At 67.7% G+C, this 20,156-nt stretch carries 15 protein-coding genes and 4 pseudogenes; 16 read left to right on the top strand and 3 right to left on the bottom strand.

Translation table 11 applies throughout. The annotated features are described in order from the left end of the window. Positions 1 to 164 precede the first annotated feature (164 nt). Positions 165 to 860, bottom strand: coding sequence for a TenA family protein (locus IPM60_09805; protein MBK8908177.1), 696 nt, complete (start codon positions 858 to 860; stop codon positions 165 to 167). A 346-nt stretch (positions 861 to 1,206) separates the two neighbouring features. On the opposite strand from IPM60_09805, the pseudogene IPM60_09800 reads away from it, so the two are divergent. From IPM60_09800 to IPM60_09750, 11 genes and pseudogenes are all read left to right on the top strand, one after another. Further along, a pseudogene (locus tag IPM60_09800) lies at positions 1,207 to 1,419 on the top strand (transposase). 156 nt (positions 1,420 to 1,575) lie between these two features. After that, positions 1,576 to 3,405: a TIR domain-containing protein gene (locus IPM60_09795; protein ID MBK8908176.1), complete on the top strand. Its 1,830-nt coding sequence runs from the start codon at positions 1,576 to 1,578 to the stop codon at positions 3,403 to 3,405. Further along, complete coding sequence (locus IPM60_09790) at positions 3,402 to 4,370, top strand: MoxR family ATPase (protein MBK8908175.1); 969 nt, start codon at positions 3,402 to 3,404, stop codon at positions 4,368 to 4,370. Before IPM60_09795 ends, IPM60_09790 begins: the two co-directional genes overlap by 4 nt. A gap of 2,168 nt (positions 4,371 to 6,538) precedes the next feature. Then, entirely contained in the window at positions 6,539 to 7,294 is a 756-nt protein-coding gene (locus IPM60_09785; GenBank protein MBK8908174.1) for a formylglycine-generating enzyme family protein, read from the top strand. Between the two features lie 64 nt (positions 7,295 to 7,358). Continuing rightward, positions 7,359 to 7,787: an HRDC domain-containing protein gene (locus IPM60_09780; GenBank protein ID MBK8908173.1), complete on the top strand. Its 429-nt coding sequence runs from the start codon at positions 7,359 to 7,361 to the stop codon at positions 7,785 to 7,787. Continuing rightward, positions 7,784 to 8,803 carry a hypothetical protein gene (locus IPM60_09775; protein ID MBK8908172.1) on the top strand — a complete coding sequence of 340 codons (1,020 nt, stop codon included), beginning with the start codon at positions 7,784 to 7,786 and terminating at the stop codon, positions 8,801 to 8,803. The genes IPM60_09780 and IPM60_09775 overlap by 4 nt, the downstream gene beginning before the upstream one ends. A 3-nt stretch (positions 8,804 to 8,806) precedes the next feature. Next, the gene (locus IPM60_09770) at positions 8,807 to 9,019 is read left to right on the top strand and encodes an SUMF1/EgtB/PvdO family nonheme iron enzyme (GenBank protein ID MBK8908171.1); all 213 of its coding nucleotides are present in this window, start codon (positions 8,807 to 8,809) and stop codon (positions 9,017 to 9,019) included. Positions 9,020 to 9,110: 91 nt separating this feature from the next. Continuing rightward, complete coding sequence (locus IPM60_09765; protein ID MBK8908170.1) at positions 9,111 to 9,974, top strand: formylglycine-generating enzyme family protein; 864 nt, start codon at positions 9,111 to 9,113, stop codon at positions 9,972 to 9,974. A gap of 120 nt (positions 9,975 to 10,094) precedes the next feature. Further along, the gene (locus IPM60_09760; protein ID MBK8908169.1) at positions 10,095 to 10,301 is read left to right on the top strand and encodes a hypothetical protein; all 207 of its coding nucleotides are present in this window, start codon (positions 10,095 to 10,097) and stop codon (positions 10,299 to 10,301) included. 296 nt (positions 10,302 to 10,597) lie between these two features. Continuing rightward, positions 10,598 to 12,096 (top strand): annotated as a pseudogene (locus tag IPM60_09755) (IS21 family transposase). Continuing rightward, positions 12,093 to 13,010: an ATP-binding protein gene (locus tag IPM60_09750; GenBank protein ID MBK8908168.1), complete on the top strand. Its 918-nt coding sequence runs from the start codon at positions 12,093 to 12,095 to the stop codon at positions 13,008 to 13,010. Before IPM60_09755 ends, IPM60_09750 begins: the two are co-directional and overlap by 4 nt. A 140-nt stretch (positions 13,011 to 13,150) precedes the next feature. On the opposite strand, the pseudogene IPM60_09745 reads toward IPM60_09750, so the two are convergent. Beyond that, positions 13,151 to 14,629, bottom strand: a pseudogene (locus tag IPM60_09745) (IS66 family transposase). 94 nt (positions 14,630 to 14,723) lie between these two features. On the opposite strand from IPM60_09745, the gene IPM60_09740 reads away from it, so the two are divergent. From IPM60_09740 to IPM60_09725, 4 genes and pseudogenes are all read left to right on the top strand, one after another. Further along, the gene (locus IPM60_09740; protein MBK8908167.1) at positions 14,724 to 15,107 is read left to right on the top strand and encodes a transposase; all 384 of its coding nucleotides are present in this window, start codon (positions 14,724 to 14,726) and stop codon (positions 15,105 to 15,107) included. Positions 15,108 to 15,110: 3 nt separating this feature from the next. After that, the gene (gene tnpB, locus IPM60_09735) at positions 15,111 to 15,374 is read left to right on the top strand and encodes an IS66 family insertion sequence element accessory protein TnpB (protein ID MBK8908166.1); all 264 of its coding nucleotides are present in this window, start codon (positions 15,111 to 15,113) and stop codon (positions 15,372 to 15,374) included. Between the two features lie 202 nt (positions 15,375 to 15,576). Continuing rightward, positions 15,577 to 15,771 (top strand): hypothetical protein, encoded by a 195-nt coding sequence (locus tag IPM60_09730; GenBank protein MBK8908165.1) that lies wholly within the window; start codon positions 15,577 to 15,579, stop codon positions 15,769 to 15,771. Then, positions 15,749 to 17,661, top strand: a pseudogene (locus IPM60_09725) (recombinase family protein). The gene IPM60_09730 and the pseudogene IPM60_09725 overlap by 23 nt, the downstream one beginning before the upstream one ends. Before the next feature lie 617 nt (positions 17,662 to 18,278). Here the strand turns inward: IPM60_09725 and IPM60_09720 are convergent. Further along, positions 18,279 to 18,617 carry a hypothetical protein gene (locus IPM60_09720; GenBank protein ID MBK8908164.1) on the bottom strand — a complete coding sequence of 113 codons (339 nt, stop codon included), beginning with the start codon at positions 18,615 to 18,617 and terminating at the stop codon, positions 18,279 to 18,281. An 863-nt stretch (positions 18,618 to 19,480) separates the two neighbouring features. Here IPM60_09720 and IPM60_09715 point away from each other — a divergent pair. Next, positions 19,481 to 20,053 (top strand): hypothetical protein, encoded by a 573-nt coding sequence (locus IPM60_09715; protein ID MBK8908163.1) that lies wholly within the window; start codon positions 19,481 to 19,483, stop codon positions 20,051 to 20,053. The last annotated feature ends 103 nt before the right edge of the window (positions 20,054 to 20,156 follow it).

The following is a 20,156-nucleotide window of genomic DNA, read 5'->3' as shown; positions in this document are numbered from 1 at the left end:
CGGGAGTTACACCGGCAGCGGCCGTGCTCGGACGGTCGGGTTCGGGGAGGAGCAATAGACGCCTCCCCGAACCCGCGTTTCGCTCCTCGACCCGCAGCCAACCTGCACAAGACGCCGCGCGGCGCCATTCTCCTGGGCCGCTGAAAGACCCGCTCGAACTCCCATCAACTGCCTTCGTGTGCGTCGTCGAAGAACAGCTTTTCGAGCCGCACCGTACGACGGAATACCTCGGCGATGTGCTCCTGGCGATCGCGCGAGAGCGTGGGGCCGCTCCGGTCCAGTTGACCGCGGAGCCAGGCGACGAAGGCATCAAACTGCGGGTTGGCGTGGATGGTGATCCACTCTTGATGCAGGAACGTCCCGGGCTGCCGATCGGCAACCGCCGTCGCCCAGGCATTGTACAACCACTCGAACACGACCAGCGGCGCCAGTGTCTCCTCGTATCCCTCAGCGTTGATGGCCTTCGCCATCCCGTCGTGGAAAGCGCGCGTCGTCGGGCGCAACGCGGGCCGGGTGCGGTCCGCCTCCGGAACGCCGAGCGCATCGAACGCACGATGGAAATACGTGTTCTCTTCGCCGCTCACGGCGCCGAGAAACCGGCCGAGAGCGACGCGGTCGGCAAGCGACGGCGCTTTGACGATGGCGCTCGCCACCAACCGGACGAAGGAGTCGAGAAACGAGTAGTCCTGGACGAGGTATCGCCGCATGACCGCATCTGCGAGGACACCGTCGGCCAGTTCCCGCGTGAACCGGTGGCTCGTCGCTTCGCTCCACGCCGGTTCCGACTGCTGGCGCAACCACTCGGTAAAGCGGGCGTTCACCTGGCCGGCGGCCCAGGCATCATATGAGGATTGCGACATAGTTTCTCCAATCTTGCGGGAAAGCCCCGAGTCCGAAACGCCGAAGCGAGAGCGAGCTGACGCGCATCGTCGCATACGACATGATCATGCCTCCGTCGCGTTTGTTCCGGGAGTCGACAAAGGGGTCGACTGGCGTATTGGCTCACGGCGGCTGGCGGCGTGATCTTTCAAGCGATCCGGGTCGCCGGTGCGAGCGTCGCACAACCAAGCCAACGGTTCTACCACGGATTCCCGCGAGCAGCGCGTCGCCATGCTTGGGCGCGCCACGATGACGGCTGGTCGACACGTTGCTGCTGACCGTCGTCTGGACCGCTTCGCCCTTTGCCTCCACCTCATCAGCCGCGTCCTGCGCTCCGATCCGGCGTTCAAGCTCGCCTGCGGCCGGCTGCCGGACAGCGGCCGGGACCTGTGCTCGCAGCCGACGATGTCCCGCTGGGAGAACGCGCCCGACCTGCGCAGCGTCATCCGGCTCGGTCGGGTCTCGCTCGATCTGTGGCTCGCCAGCTACCCGGCGCCCCGCGCCGCGGTGTCGCTCGACATCGACGACACCTGCGACGTCGAGGAGGTTAATGCCAGGCCGTCCATGGGATCGGTCGGCGACGCCTATGGCAACGCGATGTGCGCTATCCGTCGCTCTTCAACTACGAAAAGTACGCCCTTGTGACGCTGAATTCTGATAGGCCTTAGCTGTTTACAATACCCGGGGGGACTCCACATGACGGCCGGGGACAAGATCGACTTTTTTGTCAGTTACCGATCCTCCGAAGAAGGCTGGGCGACTTGGCTGGCTTGGCAGCTGGAAGAGGCGGGCTATACGACTTTCGTGCAAGCCTGGGACTTCCGTCCGGGTGGAAACTTCGTTGCCGAGATGCAGAAGGGCACCACGAAGTGTGCGCGCACGCTCGCGGTCTTGAGCCCCACTTATTTTGACTCTGGCTTCACCAAGGCCGAATGGTACGCGGCGTTCGCCAACGATCCCTCGGGCGTCAATGGCCTCCTGCTGCCGGTGCGGGTCGCCGAGTGCGATGTCGAAGGGCTGCTCGGACAGGTGATCTACGTCAATCTGGTGGGCCTGGACGAAGTCGGGGCGCGTGAACGGTTGCTCGCCGGCGTTAGACGCTCTCGGGCCAAGCCATCTGTTGCACCAAGCTTCCCCGGCGCCACCGGCAGCGTGCACCCTAAGCCTGGCTTCCCTGCTCCTCCGGCAAATGCATCCGATGAAGCGCCTCCGCCGCCTGGGGATAACCATCACCTGCGCCTGGCGGTTAAGCTACTCAAAAAAGTAGAAGGAACGCCATTTTTTTACGCGCTCGTGGATGAACTTGAGGGAGTGGCCGCGGGGGGAACCGTTCCAGGCAGCTCAGAACAAGTCGTTGACTGCTTTTCCCGATGTGCTCCAGCGGAAGCAGAGGTCCTCAAACTGTTTTATGCCGTGCGTCGCGCCTTGCGGGATGCGCCCTCGCCTCAAGCCGACCTGCGGTTGCGCCGCCGCTGCGAGGAGGCCGCCGCCGCGCTCTACTGCCTGGCTGCCGCCTGCCTCGTCGTTCGCGCCGCGCAAGCCGCCGGCGTTCAGTATGTCGTCCGGGTTCCGACTAGCGAGTTGATCATCTGCGCTGTGATCGCAACCGCGTTGTTCGGTGGCGAGATACGCCTGAAGCCGCCAAAACGGGAAGACAAACACAAAGGTCTGCCGGCCACCGATTATGTGTTCGAGGTGGCAAGGTCCAGCACCGGCGAGCAGCCGATCCACGATTTCGAACGAGCAGCCTACCTCGCATTATTCGAGAACGACCAGGGCGCAACCGACATCAGCACGTACGACGGGCCGCTCTCGGAGACCGATCGCGAAATGCTGGCCGCACGCCTTGGCACCTACAAGAACGTCGACCGGGCAAGCCTTTGCCTGGTCGTTCGTGCCGATTTCTCTGAGGACGCATACAAGCTCTTCGGAGCCCTCCACCAAGTGCCCGTCATGGTACCGGAGAGCGCGGCAACCCGCGAACTGCTCGGCATGAAAGTCGAGAGGCTTCTCGCGGAGATTCGGGAGTTCTGGGCCGAGTTGAATGTCATGCGGGGAGAGACCGGTCCGTCGCATCCGCAGCCCCCATCGTCGCAAGAGTCAGGAGGTGCCACCATGTCCCAGTCCGGCCCCATCATCCACATCGGAACCGTGTCCGGCGGCATGGCCGTCAGTGCCGGCTCCCACTCCCCCGCGCAGGCCGGCACCGGCCACACGGCCAGCGTCGATCATTGCGAGGGCGCCGATCTCGCGGCGCTCACTTCCCTGCTACAGGAGCTGGCCAAGGAAATCGCCGCGCATCCGTCGGCCGAAAAACGCGACGAGCTGACGGCGCATGTCGAACTGGCGCAGCACGAGGCGGGCAAGAAGGAGGCCGCGGATCCGAACCGTATCAAGCGCGCGCTGGATGTCATCAAATCCGGCGCCGATGGACTCGAACAGGGCGGCAAGATCCTCGCGCTCTGCCACAAGGCCTATAACGTCCTTGCCCCGCTCCTGAATCTGCCGTCGTCGCCCCTGCCATGACCCAGCGCTCCGACAACCCCTTCGTCACGCTCGAAGCCGGCGCCGACCGGTACCTCACGGCCAGCGACCGCTACACCGCCGCCGGCCATTTGTGGAGTCAGCCCGAGATCGACGCGCTGATCCTCGCCTGGGCCGCCCGCAGGCCGCTCCTGGTGCGCGGCGAGGCCGGCAGCGGCAAGAGCCAGATCGCCCGCGCCGCGGCCGACCATCTCGGCTCGCCACAGCCGCTGGTCGAGGTCATCCATCCGCGCTTCGAGGCGCTCGAACTGCTCTACCGGGTCGATTCCGTCGAGCGGCTGGCCGACGCGCAACTACGCCAGCTCGACGTCAGCAACGAAAAGTATGTGAAGCGCGGCCGCCTTTGGGAGGCGTTCGCGCAAGGCGGGGCTCCCGGCCACACCCCCGTGCTGCTCATCGACGAGATCGACAAGGCCGACGCGGAAGTGCCGAACGCCCTGCTCGAAGTGCTCGGCAACCGCAGCTTTACCGTCCCGCCGTTGCAACACCGCGTCGTTCGCGCCGAGGCCGGCCGGCTGCCCCTCGTCATCATCACCACAAACGAGGAACGGGAGCTGCCGCCGGCCTTCGTCCGCCGCTGTGTCGTGCTGAACCTCAACCCGCCGAAGGAGAAGTCCGCGTTCGTCGACTGGCTGATCGCCCGCGGCCGCGTCCACCGCAATCTCGACGTCGCCGACGACGCCCGCCGCCACGCCGCGAACCAGGTGGCCGACGACCGCGAGGTCGCGGTCAGCCGCGGCTATCCACCCGTCGGGCTCGCCGAGTACATCGACCTGCTCACCGCCCTCGACGGATTGACGCGAGGCCTGCCGGAGAAGGAACGATCGGCGGCGCAACTCGACTGGCTGCAGCGCCTGAGCGTCTATGCGCTGGTGAAGAATGCCGATCAGCCGCAGGACCGTCCGGCCAAGCCGCTGCCTGCGGAGGACGGAAGCGCGAGTCCGTGAGCGGCGCCGAGGCTGCCGGGGCGCGGGGCGCCACCTGTCGCGCCGATCTCCTGCGCCTGTTGGCGGCAGCCCCGCGCGTCGAGGATCAGCAAGTCGCCCTGGTGCTCGACGTCGACGCGACCGGCTTGCTCTGCTACGAACGACGCCCCGCACCGCCGCCGCAACGGCCGACCGGCGTCGGCGCCGTTGTCAAGCCGGCGCCTAAGGCCGAGGCCGCGCCGAAGCGGAAGGAACCGCTGCGCCTGGCCTTCCTGCCCGCCGTTGTCCACCGCGAAACGCGCCCGCCGCCGGAGCGCGACTCCGTAACCGAGCAGGCCTTCGCCAGCGCCGCGCCGATCGACGAGGCGGCAGCGTGCGCGCCGTCGGACCATCGGCTCATTGCGTTCGAGGACCTGGTGCCATCGCCGCGCCTCCTGCCCGCGCTCCGCCGTCTGCTCGGCGCAACCCGTCTCGGCCCGCTCGATGTCGACCGCATGACGGAGTTGCTCGCCGCTGGCCAACTGCCGCGCCGCCTGCCGCGCCGCATCTTCCGCCGCTGGCACCCCGACCTCATCGTCCTGCTCGATTTCTGCCCGCGGCTCTGGCCCTACCGCTGGGACATGCATCAGCTCGCCCAGCGGCTCCTTCGCCAGGTCGGCCGCTCCGGGGTGTCGCTCCGCATCATCAACCATGGCCCCTTCGGACCGTGGAGTGACTGGCTCGCGCACCAGGGCAGGCAGGCCGCCGAGGCGTTGCCGGCTGAACACGCCTGGCTGATGCCGCCGGCCGCAACACCGGTGCTGATCGTCAGCGATCTCGGCATGCTGCTCGGCCCGCAGTCCGCAGCGGCGCAGGCCTGGGCCGCCTTCGTCACGGACCTGGTCCGCGCCCAGGTCCGGCCGCTGGCACTGGCGCCGCTGGGTGCCGGCCAGTTGGGCGAACCGGTCCCGCCATCCCTGCAGATCCTCCGCTGGAGCCCCGATGCCCGGCCGCGGCCGACCCGCGCCCACGGCACGGCGGCCCCGCAGCCCGACGGCCTCGACGATCTCCTCGCCATGGTTGCAGCCACCCGGCGGGTCGACCCGCCGCTGCTGCGCGCCCTGCGCCGGCTCACTCCGAAGGCGCCGCTCAACGCCGGGCTCGAGGGGGCCGTGTGGTGCCATGCGGACGTGGACGCCGTGCACACCGCCAGTATCCGCACGCAATCGCGCGAGACCCATCTCCGCCACTTCGCGGACCGGCTCAAGGACTTGCACGCCGAACTCGACCGCCGGCGCGCGAAGCACCACGCCCACCTCCGCGCCGCGCTAAATCATGAGGAAACGTTGTTGTGGGCGGCACAGGTCGGAGACGAAGCGGTCGCCCACTCTTCCGGCGCGGCGCAGCGGATCGAACAGGCGCGGGAATTCATGTGCCGCCTCGTCGCGACGCTGAGCGAGCCGGGTGAGTCCGCCAACTGGTGGAGCGTCGCCCACGGCATCGTCCAGCGCGCCGATGGCCGGATGTGGCAGCGCTTCGGTGATGACCTGCACCGTCTGCTCGCCCCGCAGGTGCGCGCGCAGGGCGCCGACGCCGTCATCCCCGAGCACGCCGACCCTGCCGTGCTGGCGCGCCTGTTCGACACCGGCGAGCCCGCGGTCTCGTGCTGGCTGGTCCACGACGCGGCGACAGCCGCTCTCGTGCTCCAGAGCGAGCCCGCCGGCCCGCGCCAGAGCCCGCTCGGCGAGCCGCTGACCCTGGATGCCGGCGGCGTCCGCTACTCGGCGGGCGGCGGTCATTCGCGCTGGTTGTCGGCCGAAGCCTTGCCGGCGCGCCTTGCTCCCCTCCGGGAGGCGATCGGGCTTCACCTCGAAACCGCGCGCGAGTCGGTCGTCGTCGCACCGGTCCGCCGGCCGCAGGGCGCCCGCGCCTGGGGCTGCGATCGCAACGGGTTGTTTGTCCGCGGCGCGCCCTTCGGCTCATGGGAGAAGCACTGGAGCGGCGATGAATTGCGCGCAGCACCGATCGCTGAGGTCGACGCGCCGGCCCGCTGGGCACTGGCGGCAGACGCGGCGCCCCACCCCGATTCGCAAGGCGCGCTCGCCTTCGGCCTCGACGCCCGCTTCGGCGTGTTCGCGGACCTGACCATCGAGACGAGGCACGGCAGCGCCACCCAGCGGCTGCGCTGGATCGAGCCGGGGACGTTTGTCATGGGCTCTCCGGAGACTGAGAAGGAGCGTTATGCTGACGAAGGCCCGCAGCACGCGGTGACGATCTCCAGCGGGTTCTGGGTGTTCGACACCGCCTGCACGCAGGCGCTGTGGCAGGCGGTGATGGGCGACAATCCGGGTCACTTCAAAGGGCCGGACCGGCCGGTCGACTCTGTGAGCTGGAACGACGTGCAGCAGTTCCTGAAGCGGATCAACGCCCTGCTCCCCGGGCTCGAACTCGTGCTGCCGACGGAGGCGCAGTGGGAATATGCCTGCCGCGCCGGGACCACCACGCCGTTCAGCTTCGGCGAGACGATCACCCCGGAGCAGGTCAACTATGACGGCAACCATCCGTACGCCGGCGGCGAGAAGGGCCTTTACCGGGAGGAGACGGTTCCGGTGGCGAGTCTCTCCCCCAATCCGTGGGGTCTCTACGAGATGCACGGCAACGTGTGGGAGTGGTGTCGCGATGGCAAGCGGACCTACGCCGCCGACGCGTTGACTGATCCGGTCGGCCCGATGGAGGCTGGCGGCCCCCGTGTGCTGCGTGGCGGCTCCTGGGACTCCAGCGCGCAGGGCGTGCGCTCCGCGTACCGCATCGCGGACGATCCGGGCTTCCGCATCAGCATCTACGGCTTCCGCTGTGCCCGAGTTCAGGAGCGCCGTGAGCCCGGCCGGCGGGCCGGAGGCCCGGAAAAAAAGGACAAGCCGCGGTCGGAGCAAGGCGGGGGACCCGCCGGCGTGACCGTGGCTTGAAGCGAGCGGAGCGAGCCTCATTTTTCTGCGATTTTTCAATGTTCCTGCTTTGGACGCAGACGAGGTGGCCGAGGAGGTCAATCGCTTCCTCGGCGCCCATCGCATCGTCGCCATCGACCGGCAGTTCGTCCAAGACGGAGCGAACAGCGCCTGGGCGCTGTGTATCACCTATGTTCAGTCCGCAAACCGCCCGCCACCGGGCCGGCGCGGCCGGATCGACTACCGCGAGGTGCTTACCGAGGCGGATTTCTCTGTCTTCGTCAAGCTGCGTGAGTTGCGCAAGACGCTCGCCGATCAGGAAGGCGTGCCGGCCTACGCATTGTTCACCAACGAGCAGTTGGCGGAGATGGTCCGCCGCCATGTCCGCACCGCGGGCGCGCTGCGCGAGATCGACGGCGTCGGCGCGGCGCGCGTCGAGAAGTACGGCACGGATTTCCTTGCGATCCTGAAAGCCGAGCCCGCCGCCGACGCCGGTGATGGCGAAACCGGATGAGACGCAGCGCCGTCAGCCTTGCCGACGTCGCAGACGCGCATAACCTTGCTGCGGCGTTCTGGCAGGCGAGCCGCGGCAAGGCGGCGCGCGCCGATGTTGCCGCCTTCCGCGCCAATCTGGACCGGGAGTTGGCTTGCCTGCGAGGCGAGATCCTCGACGGCACTGTCCAGTTGGGCGAGATGCGGGCGTTCCGCATCCATGATCCGAAACCGAGGCTGATCCACGCGCCGGCCTTCCGCGAGCGGGTGCTTCATCACGCGCTGATGGCTCATGCGGGCCCGGTGCTCGACCGCGCCCTGGTATTCGATACCTACGCCTGCCGGCGGGCCAAGGGCGCGCTGGCCGCCGTCCGCCGCTGCCAGCAGCACGCCCGCCGCTTTCCCTGGTACGCCAAGATCGACATCCGCGCCTACTTCGCCAGCATCGATCATCCCGTGTTGAACGCGATGCTCCGCCGCAAGTTCAAGGATCGGCCGCTGCTCGACCTGATCGCCCGCATCATCGACGCCCATCACGACCGGCCGGGGAAGGGATTGCCGATCGGCGCACTGACCTCCCAGCATTTCGCCAACTTCTATCTTGCCGGGCTCGACCGGCTGCTGCTGGAGGGCTGCGGCGTCGGCGGCATGGTCCGCTACATGGACGATGTGGCCTGGTGGACCGACAGCCGCGAGGCCGTGCGCGCGACGCTCAAGACCGCCGGAGCGTTCGTCCGCGACGACCTTCTCCTCGACGTCAAGCAGCCGGTGCAGATCGGCCGCAGCGCCGGTGGGCTCTCCTTCTGCGGCTTCCGCATTCTACCGGGCGCGTTGCTGCTGTCGCGTCGGCGCAAGCGGCGCTATGCCCAATGCCGCCGCAAGTGGGAGCGCGCCTTCGCCGAGGGCGAGATCGGCGCGCCGGCGCTGCAGGCAGGCTATTGTTCTGCACTCGCCATCACCCTGCACGCCGATGCCGCCGCCTGGCGGCGCGAGGAGCTGCGTCGGGCGCCGCTTGAGCCGGCTTTCGCGAGCGTGTAGCGTGTGCCTGGGGCGTCGGTCGATAAAGCTGGCGGCAACCGTGTGCTGCGTGGCGGCTCCTGGAACAACAACGCGCAGAACGTGCGCTCCGCGTACCGCAACGCGAACGGGCCGGGCAACCGCAACAACAACAACGGCTTCCGCTGTGCCCGAGCTCACGGCCGGGCTGGAGGGCCCGCTCCTGAACAGACCGTCATCCCGGCCATCGGCTTTTGATGGCGAAACGAAGGGGTCGCCGGCGTGTCAGTAGGCTTGAAGGCGGATGCCGGCCGAACGCTCGCCGGCCGGCCGAGCGGGAGACCGAGCGATGGCGCCGTTGGATAGTGACAGCCTCGCCCCTGCGGATGACATCTCCCAACTGATTCCGGACCCGTTCCCGCCAACCTTCGCCAGCGCCTGGGGCGATGACGAATATGGCCTGTGGGCCGATCTCGAGGTTATCTCGGCCAGCGGCGATGAGGCCGTTGTGCAGCGGCTGCGCTGGATCGAGCCGGCGACGTTTCTCATGGGCTCTCCGGAGACGGAGAAGGAGCGTTCCGCCGACGAAGGCCCGCGGCACGCGGTGACGATCTCGAAGGGCTTCTGGCTGTTCGACACCCCCTGCACGCAGGCGCTGTGGCAGGCGGTGATGGGCGACAATCCGAGTCACTTCAAAGGGCCGGACCGGCCGGTCGACTCTGTGAGCTGGGACGACGTGCAGCAGTTCCTGGAGCGGATCAACGCCCTGCTCCCCGGGCTCGAACTCGTGCTGCCGACGGAGGCGCAGTGGGAATATGCCTGCCGCGCCGGGACCACCACGCCGTTCAGCTTCGGCGAGACGATCACCCCGGAGCAGGTCAACTATGACGGCAACTATCCGTACGCCGGTGGCGAGAAGGGACTCTACCGGCGGGAGACGGTTCCGGTGGCGAGTCTCTCCCCCAATCCGTGGGGTCTCTACGAGATGCACGGCAACGTCTGGGAATGGTGTCGCGATGGCAAGCGGACCTACGCCGCCGACGCGATGACTGACCCGGTCGGCCCCATGGAGGCTGGCGGCCCCCGTGTGCTGCGTGGCGGCTCCTGGGGCAGCGACGCGCGGCTCGTGCGCTCCGCGTACCGCAACGCGTCCGTTCCGGGCAGCCGCAGCAACGACTACGGCTTCCGCTGTGCCCGAGTTCAGGCGCCGTGAGCCCGGCCGGCGGGCCGGAGGCCCGGGCCAAAGGGGCCGCGGCCGGAGCAAGGCGGGGGACCCGCCGGCGCGCCCGCGGCCAAGGCGAGCGGAGCGCCAGCAGCACGCCCGCTGCTCGACGTGATCGCCCGCATCATCGACGCCCATCACGACCGGCCGGGCAAGGGATTGGCGATCGGCGCCCTGACCTCCCAGAATTTCGCCAACTTCTATCTTGCCGGGCTCGATCGTTCTGCCCTCGCCATCACCCTGCACGCCGATGCCGCCGCCTGGCGGCGCGAGGAGCTGCGTCGGGCGCCGCTTGAGCCGGCTTCCGCGAGCGTGTAGCGTGTGCCTGGGGTGTCGGTCGACAAAGCTGGCGGCAACCGTGTGCTGCGTGGCGGCTCCTGTGTTGAGCGACAACCATCTTGTCCGGCGCCGTCAGCCAAGTTGGCCGCTGGCTTCAGTCGGAGGCCGGGCGTAGCCCGGCTGGAGGCTGGAGCCAGCGGCGCGCTTGTCTTCCCGGGGGGAGGAAGGCGTAGGTGCTGGCCGCTGCGGGCCGGTACGAGCGGGATCTCTGTGACCGAAACGGAGGTCCCCTCGTGCCGGGCAAACCCGTCACCGACCAGCAAGTGAGAATCTACATGCAAGACCGTCATCGTCATAGCCAACGCGCCGCCGCTGCCCGGGCTGGCTTCAGCGAGCGCACCGCGCGCCGGATCGAGCCGATCCCCGCCTGCCGTCCCAGCGCCAGCCCGAGCGCGGCCGCACCGTCCCCGATCCGCTCGAGGCGGTCTGGGAGCCGGTGTTGCTGCCGATCCTGCGCGAGAACGACCCGCCGTGCAGGCGGTCACGCTCCTGCGCCACCTGCAGATGACCGATCCGGACGCTTTTCCGGACGACCGTGTCCGCCGCACGTTGGAGCGCCGCGTGCGCGACTGGCGCGTTGGGCGCCGCGCTGCGCACTGGCGCGCGCTTTACGGGGGAGGCCAGGGACGTGATCTTCCGTCAGACGCCGGAGCCGGGCCGCATGGCGCTCTCGGACTTTACCGACGCCAACGAGCTTGGCGTCACCATCGCCGGCGCGCCCTTCGCTCACCGGCTCTACCACTTCGTGCTGGCCTACAGCGGCTGGGAACACGTCGGTGTCGTCCTCGGCGGCGAGAGCTTCACCGCGCTGGCCGAGAACCTCCAGAACGCGCTCTGGACCCTCGGCGGCGTGCCGCGTGAGCATCGCACCGACAGCCTGTCGGCCGCCTATCGCAACCTCGACCGCGAGGCCGCCGAGGATGTCACCAGGCGCTACGAGGGCTTCTGCGCTCACTACGGAATGCTCAGCCAGCCGCAGCAATTCCGGCGAGGCGCATGAGAACGGCTCGGTGGAGTCCCACAACCGTCACCTCAAGACCGCGCTCGACCAGGCGCTGATCCTGCGCGGCTCCCGCGACTTCGCCGATGTCGCCGACTTGCGCCGCTTCGTCGACCAGCTCGTCGCCCGCCGCAATCGGCGCCGGGAAGTTGCGGTGCGCGTCGAGGCCGCGGCGCTGCGGCCGCTGCCGGCCCGCCGCACCACCGACTTCACCGAGATCGTCATCCGCGTCACCCGCACCGGCGGTTTCCTCGTGCACAGCGTCTTCTACAGCGCGCCCTCGCGGCTGATCGGCCAGCGCCTGCGCGTTCATATCTACGACGACCGTATCGAGGCCTGCCTCGGCGGCACCCCGTGTCGTCAGCCACCCCCGCCGCCGCCGTCGACCCAATGGCGTGCGTGTCCATCAGGTCGACTACCACCATGTCATCCACGCCCTGCGCCGCAAGCCCCACGCGCTGGCCGGCTCGGTCTATCGCGACGGCCTGTTCCCGCGCACCGAATACGCCGCCGCCTGGAGCGCCCTGTCGGTGGCGCTGCCTCAGCGCGACGCCTGCCGTCGCATGGTCGGACTGCTCTGGCTCGCCCATGAGGAGGCCTGCGAGGCCGAACTCGCCGCGCTCATCGCCGACAACCTCGCCACAGGCCATCTGCCGGATGCCAACGACCTGAAGCCGCGCCTCGAGCCGCGGCGACGATCGCTGCCCGACCGACGTGCCGGTCGCACTCACCGACCTCGCCAGCTTCGACGCTCTGTTGGAGATGCGCACATGACCGCCACCACCCGCATCGTCGACGTGCACGCGCTGCCCACCATGCTGACCGCGCTGCGCCTACCCAGCTTCCACCGCCACTGGCCCATGCTGGCCGAGCGCGCCGACAAGGAGGGCTGGCCCGCCGCCCGCTTCCTTGCCACGGTCGCCGAACTCGAGCTCGCCGAGCGCGAGACACGCCGCATCCGCCGCCACCTCATCGAGTCCCAGCTGCCCGCCGGCAAAACGCTGGCCACCTTCGACTTCAAGGCGCTGCCCAGCGTCCCGCGCGCCCGCGTCGAGGCGCTCGCCGCCGGAGACTGGATCGAGACCGGCGCCAACCTGATCGCCATCGGCAACAGCGGCACCGGCAAGACGCACCTGCTCTGCGCCATCGGCCATGCCCTCGTCGAGACGGGCCGGCGCGTCCTTTACACCCGCACCACCGATCTCGTGCAGAAGCTCCAGGCCGCCCGCCGCGATCTCGCTCTCGAGACCGCGCTCGCCAAGCTCGACCGGTTCGAGCTGATCATCCTCGACGACATCAGTTACGCCCGAAAGGACCAGGCCGAGACCTCCGTCCTCTTCGAACTCATCGCCCGGCGCTATGAGACCCGCAGCCTCGCCATCGCCGCCAACCAGCCCTTCAGCGCCTGGGACACTGTCTTCCCCGACCAGGCCGTCACCGTCGCCGCCATCGACAGGCTCGTCCATCATGCGACCATCATCGAGATGAACGCCGACAGCTACCGCCGTCGCGCCGCCGCCGATCGAACCACCGCCGAGATCAATAGCAGAGCGACAACCACCGACAACCTCGCCGACAAACAAAAATCATCCCGTCGGCAACAACCCCGCCGAGGAGGACGTCATCATCTGAACCAACCTTCCCAGCAGCCAGGACCGGCCAACTTGGCTGTCGCCACCGCACATTAAGGTTGACGCTCTACACTTCGCCCGCATCTGCCTCGGCGGCGGTCTCTTCCAGTTCAGAGAGTGCCAGTTCCAGTTGCTCGTACGCATCCGGCGAGAGCCGCGGACGAGGGGGCTTGACCGACGGCGTTAGCGTTGAGTGGTTATGCGGCGGCGTTGATGGGTTGTGGGCTCTGCCAATTCCAGGGCAGGAGTTCGCCGACGCGCTTGGCGGGGTGGCCAGGAGGCGCTCAGGACGTCGGCGAGGAAAGCGCGGGGGGTCGATGCCGTTGAGTTTTGTCGTTTCGATCAGGGTGTACATGGCGGCGGCGCGGTGTCCGCCGGTGTCGGAGCCGGCGAAGGTCCAATTGCGTCTTCCGACGGCGATGCCTCTCTTACGGCTCGTTCGGCGGCGTTGTTAACTGAGGCAGATCCGGCCGTCGTCGAGAAACCGGGTGAAGGCAACCCAGCGCTTGAGCAAGTAGTCGATGGCGTTTGCCGTCTTCGATTTTGCTGAGAGCCGGGTGCGCTGCCCGCGGAGCCATGTCTCGAGATCGTCGACGAACGGCCGCGCGCGTCTCGGCCCGCACGGTGAGGCGCTGGTCCGGCCGGAGTCCGGTGATCTCGCGCTCGATGTCGAACAGGACGTCGATCCGCTTGACCGCTTCAATGGCGATCGGCGCCTTCTGCAGATCGGCAAGCTCGAAGAAGTTCCTCCGCGCATAGGCCCAGCATGCCGCCTCACTGATCGTCCCCGCTGGGCGACCGGGCTTGTACAGGCGGCCAAACCCGGAGAAGGCATCGCCTGCTATGATCCCGGCAAAGCCGTCGAGGACCCGTTCAGCGTGCACGCCGCGGCGGTCAGGAGAATAGAAGTAGACCGCGGCCGGCGGATCGGGGCCGCCGAAGGGGCGGTCATCACGCACAATGGTCCACAGTCGGCCGGTCCTGGTCTTGCCCTTTGCCAGGACCGGCACCGGCGTGTCGTCGGCGTGGATGCGCGCACCCGCACGGACATGGGCCTCGATGGCCTCGGTCGGCGGCCGCAACGACGCGGCCACCGCGCCAACCCAGTCGGCCAGCGTCGAGACGTCGATCGGCACGCCTTCGCGGGCAAAACGGACGCTCTGCCGGTTCAGCGGCAAATGCAGCCCGTACTTGCCGTAGATCACCTCGGCCAACAGGTTGGCGCCGGCGCGACCGCGGGCGATCGGGTGAAACGGCGCGGCGCCTCGCTGATCGCCCTCGCAGCGGCAGGAAACCTTCTCGCGCACGTGCTGAATGACGAACCAGCGCGCCGGCAACCGCTCCAGGGTCTCGGTGATCTCCTCGCCCAGTTTGCGCACGACGCCGCCGCAGCCGGGACAGGCGGCCGGTGCCGGGTAAACGACACGAGTCCGCGGCAGATGCTCCGGAAGCGGTCGGCGCGCCGGCCTGCGCGGCGTCGCGCCGTTGGCCTCGCCCGGTCGCCGTTCAGCCGTCCGCAACGCTTCGCCCGCATCTGCCTCGGCGGCGGTCTCTTCCAGTTCAGAGAGTGCCAGTTCCAGTTGCTCGAGCCGGGCGCTACGTTCGGACGACGGGCCGAACCGATGCCGCTTGAGCTTGGCGATCTCCAGCTTGAGCCGCTCGATCTCCGTACGCATCCGGCGAGCGCCGCCTTTTCGGCGGGGATGTGACGTGACCTGATTTTGCACTGGTGCAAGCAGTGGTGTTTGCAGTGGTGCAAGAGAGGGTGTTTTGGCGCGGGTTGAGGTTCTCAGCGGTCCTGAACGGCGGCGTCGGTGGAGTGAGGAGCAGAAACGGGCAATTGTTGCCGCGGCGTTTGCGCCGGGGGCCGTCGTTTCGGAGGTCGCGCGTCAGGCGGATATTTGTTCCAGTCTGCTTTATCGGTGGCGGCGGGAGTTTGCCGCGGCCCGGCACGTGTTTTCTGAGGTGATCGTCGCGTCCACGGGCGATGGCGGGAGCGGGCCGGGGGGCGACCCGGTATCGGCGCAAGGCGCGGTTACCGATCCGGTCTCGGCGATTGAGGTTGTGGTCGACGGTCGGACCCGGGTGCGCATTCCAGCGTCGGTCTCACCGGAGTTGGCGGCGGCGGTGATGTGCGCTCTGATGCGGCGCTGATTGATGATTCCGGTGCCGAGCGGGGTTCGGGTGTGGCTGGCGACGGGGCATACGGACATGCGCCGCGGATTTGACGGGCTGGCGCTGCAGGTGCAGGAGACGCTGCGGCGAGATCCGCACTCGGGTCATCTGTTCGTCTTCCGCGGGCGGCGCGAAGCTACCAACATTCTGCCTACGGTTTTCGATTCGCGACGGTTGCCTACCGCTGGCATCCGTTGTTCGGCCGCACGCTGCAGATCTCGCCCTTCCGGCGCGGCAAGACGCTGACCTGCATCTACACTGACGAGCGGCCGGATCTGTGCCGCGAGCTACCGAACTGGATGTTCGACGCAGGCTATTGCGCCGGCATGACGCTGGGTCCGCCGGGGATCAGCATCGAGGGGCTCAACGAACTGGCCGCCGTGCTTGAGTCGCTCGGCGGGCATCGGAAGCGGGGCGCACACTCCTCCTTCCGGGAAGGAGAAGAGCGGTGCGGAGAAGTCGGGACCGAAGTCGCGGGCAGCTCGTCCTCGAACTGGAGCGTCAGGACTGCCCGGTGCCGGTGGAGCAGGGCACGCAGGGACTGCTCGAGGCCCTGGCCGATCTCCTTCTGGCAGCGCTCGGGATGGAACCAACGCTGTCGACGAGCAGGGAGGGCGCCGATGAGCAGCAAGATCACCGCTGATCATCTCGCCCGCACCGCCGTCGTCTACGTTCGGCAATCGACCATGGCGCAGGTCACCGGCAATCTGGAAAGCCAGCGCCGGCAGTACGACCAGCGGGAAACGGCGACGGCCAAGGGCCTCCGCCGCAGTGACGGGGATCGACGACGACCTCGGCCGCTCCGGATCGGGCCGACACAGCGGCCGGGGTTCGAGCGCCTCGGTGGCGCTGGTCTGCTCCGGCGACGTCGGCGCTGTCTACTGCATCGAGGCGTCGCGTCTGGCCCGCAACGGCCGGGACTGGCATCATCTGATCGAGTTGTGCGCGCTTGCCGGCAGCCTCGGTCGTTGATCCCGACGGCGCCTACGATCCGCGGCTGGTCAACGATCGCCTGCTGCTCGGGCTGAAGGGGACAATGTCGGAATACGAGCTGAGCCTGATGCGGCAACGCGGGCTTGCGGCGCGCGACCGGAAGGCGGGACGCGGCGAGTTCCGGTTCATGCTGCCGCCCGGCTTCTGCTGGAGCGAGGCGGGGAAGATCGAGATCGATCCCGACGAGCATGTCGTCGAGACGATCCGTCTGGTCTTCGCCAAGTTCCGCGAGCTGGGCAGCGCGCGGCAGGTCTTCCTCTGGCTGCGCCAAGCCGGCCTTAAGATGCCGGTCGTGATGCGCAACGTCGACATCCAGAAGCTGGCCTGGAAGCCGCCTGCCTATCACAGCGTCATGCAGATCCTGAACAATCCGCTGTACGCCGGCGCCTATGCCTTCGGCCGGAAAGGGCAGCGCACGAAGATCGTCGACGGCCGCGCCCGCAAGGCCGACGGCCTGCGCAAGCCCAGAGAGGAATGGAACGTGCTGCTGCGCGACGCCCACAGGGGCTACATCAGCTGGCCGGAGTGCGAGGACAATCAGGCACCGCTGCTCGAGAACGCGCACATGAAGAAGACCTGCGAACGCAAATCGGCGCGCGGCGGACGCGCCCTGCTCACCGGGCTGATGCGCTGCGGGCGCTGCGGACGGATGATGCGCGTGTTCTACGGTATGGGGAAAGGCAACGCGCACCGTTACCAGTGTCGGGGCGACGACGCGCATGTCGGCGCCAGGCTGTGCATCGGCATCGGCGGCGTTCGCATCGATCGGGCGGTCGCCCTGCAGATCCTGGACGCGGTCTCGGGCCGCGCCGTGGAGGCTGCCATCCTCGCTTCCGAGCAGGCCGAGCGGTCGCAGCAGGAGGTCGTCGCCGCGGTCGGGCGCGAGCTCGAGGCGGCGCGCTACGAGGCGTCCTCGCCGCACGCCGGTACGAACTGGTCGATCCCGCCAAGCGCCACGTTGCCCGCGAGCTGGAAGCGCGCTGGAACGCTGCGCTGGAGCGTGTGGCCCAACTCGAACGCCGGCTCGATGAGTTGAAGGCGCAATCGGCGACGCGTCCGAAGATCGACCGCGGGCGCCTGCTTCAGCTTGCGCACGACCTGCCGGCGGCCTGGAACGCCGCTTCCGCCGACACCCGACCGGGCAGCGCCTCATTCATGTCCTGGTCCGCGAGATCGTCTGCACGACCTCGACGACGCCAGGAACGAGGCGGTGCTGCTGATCCACTGGACGGGTGGATGCCACACGGAGGTACGCGTTCCCCGCGTCAGGACCGGCCGCTACCCTGCGGATCGGGTGCCGACGGCCGTCGACGCCCTGCGCAAGCTCGCCGGGCACTGGCCGGATCGGGAGATCGCGGTGTCGCTCAACCGGATGCGCTGCAGGACCGGCGACGGCGAGACCTGGACGACCGTCCGGGTCAAGGAACTGCGCGCGCGGCTCGGCCTGCCCGATCATGATCCGACGCGGCAGGATGGCGCGACGATCAGCTTGATGAAGGCGGCGGAGCGGCTCGGCATCTGCGTCGGATCGGCGATGAGCCGCCCAGCGGGGACGATCAGTGAGGCGGCATGCTGGGCCCATGCGCGGAGGAACTTCTTCGAGCTTGCCGATCTGCAGAAGGCGCCGATCGCCATTGAAGCGGTCAAGCGGATCCACGCCCTGTTCGACATCGAGCGCGAGATCACCGGACTGCCGGCTCACCACCGCCTCACCGTGCGGGGGCTGAGACGCGCGCGGCTGTTCGTCGACGATCTCGAGACATGGCTCCGCGGGCCGCGCACCCGGCTCTCAGCACACCCGCAGCCGGCAAACGCCATCGACTACTTGCCCCAGCGCTGGGTTGCCTTCACCCGGTTTCTCGGCGACGGCCGGATCTGCCTCAGCAACAACGCCGCCGAACGAGCCGTGAGAGGCATCGCCGTCGGAAGACGCATTGACCTTCGCCGGCTCCGACACCGGCGGACACCGCGCCGCCGCCATGTACACCCTGATCGAAACGACAAACTCAACGGCATCGACCCCGCGCTTTCCTCGCCGACGTCCTGAGCGCCTCCTGGCCACCCCGCCAAGCGCGTCGGCGAACTCCTGCCCTGGAATTGGCAGAGCCCACAACCCATCAACGCCGCCGCATAACCACTCAACGCTAACGCCGTCGGTCAAGCCCCCTCGTCCGCGGCTCTCGCCGGATGCGTACGCAGCAGCGGCGGCGGCTCGGCGGCATCCGCCAGCCGGGCGGCCACCTCGGCCCTCCGCGCCTCCAGCCGCTTCATCTCGGCGACGATCGTTCCCCCCGGCCCGCCGTCCTTGATGGCCTGCAGCAACTTGGCGAGGTCGCGGTCGATGCGCGGCAGCTCCGCCTCGAGCGCCGCCGCCGCCGTTCCCTCCTCGATCCGCAGCCGGTTGATCTCGCGCGTGAACTCGTCGCAGAAGGCCTCGAACAGCGCCGGATGCGTACCTCCACCGACGCCGCCGTTCAGGACCGCTGAGAACCTCAACCCGCGCCAAAACACCCTCTCTTGCACCACTGCAAACACCACTGCTTGCACCAGTGCAAAATCAGGTCACGTCACATCCCCGCCGACAAGGCGGCGCTCGCCGGATGCGTACGTCCTCGGCGACGATCGGCGGCGGCGGGAACACCAACCGCTCCAGATCCTCGTCCGAAAGACCCTCGGGCAGCGGCCACGTCAGGCCGGCGCGGCGGGCGCGGCGCAGATACGCCCCGCCGCAGTGGCACCGATGGTCAGGCTGGCGGCAATCCGCCGCTTCGACAGGCCAGCGGCATGCAGCCGCAGAACGTCGCGGATCTTGCGCATGGGCAATCTCTCTCCGGCATCCCCGCCCTTTCGAAAAAGGCGCGAGTTTAGCCCTCGGTCGATCACCCGGCGGTGGCCCTAACCTGCCAACGCCCTGGTCGCGATCCCTCGGAATCCCCGGTCGCTATCAATCGGAAACAGTGGTCGCAATCATTCGGAAACAGTGGTCGCGATCGCTTGGAACGCGCAGTCAACCACCAGCGACACCAAGTTACGAGCAGCGAATCTGAGTTTCCTGATCCGTGATTGTCGCCAAAATCAAAAATCCCATAACCATTTGAGGTACGGGCTTGATTGGTTGCGGGGGCAGGATTTGAACCTGCGACCTTCAGGTTATGAGCCCCATGCAGAGCTATTAGTACCAACAACCGCCAATTTTTTTCACCATGTTTTTCAATGCTTTGTAAGCTTGGCATCATTGATGGCTATTGGCAATTATGGGCAAAACCTGATATCAACTGCCCCCAGCGTTTCCCAGGTAGCCCTTCAGGGCAGAATAACCCGAAGGGCATCCCCTGTCCTCTCTGACCCCATTGGGCACCATGGCCAACATTCAAAAACGGGAGCGCAAGACGGGAACTGTCTATCTTGCCGACGTGCGCATTCATGGCTTCCCACGCCAGAAGAAAACCTTCAAGCGCCTGACCGACGCCAAGCTCTGGGCGCAGCAAACCGAAGCCGCGATCCGCAAGGGCGAGTTTCAGAACGTGGTGTCCACGGCCCGCAGCAAGACGCTGAACGATGTGATCGAGCGGTACAGGGACGATGTGCTGCCGCACAAGGCACCCTCAACCCAGCGGGCAGAGACAACCTATCTGGCTTTCTGGGAGCGGGAGCTGGGCAAATATGCCCTCTCCTATATCGAACCGCAGCTGATCAGCGCGAAGCTGCGTGAGCTTGGCGAGGCCGGCGACGGTCGGCGGAAGGCGGATGACGGGGAAACCGCAAAGCCTGTCAAGACAGCACTGAAAACGCCGCAAGACCCTTTTTACATTATCGCGACACGCTGGCTCTGCTGCTCAAGCATGCCAAACAGTGGGGCTGGACGGCGGTCAATCCCATCGACGGGGTCAACAAGATCACAAAGATCAGGAACGAGCGCATGCGCTTCCTGAGCGACGATGAACGTATCGCCCTGCTCGCAGCCTGCAAGGCCAGCGAGAACGAGCACCTGTATCCGGTTGTCATCTTTGCCCCGTCCACGGGTGCGCGGAAGAA

This window comes from Rhodospirillales bacterium (genome assembly GCA_016710335.1).
GTDB lineage: Bacteria > Pseudomonadota > Alphaproteobacteria > Rhodospirillales > Defluviicoccaceae > JADJXQ01.
Note: the sequence above shows the minus strand (reverse complement) of the source record. Positions and strands in the feature narration are given on the sequence as shown.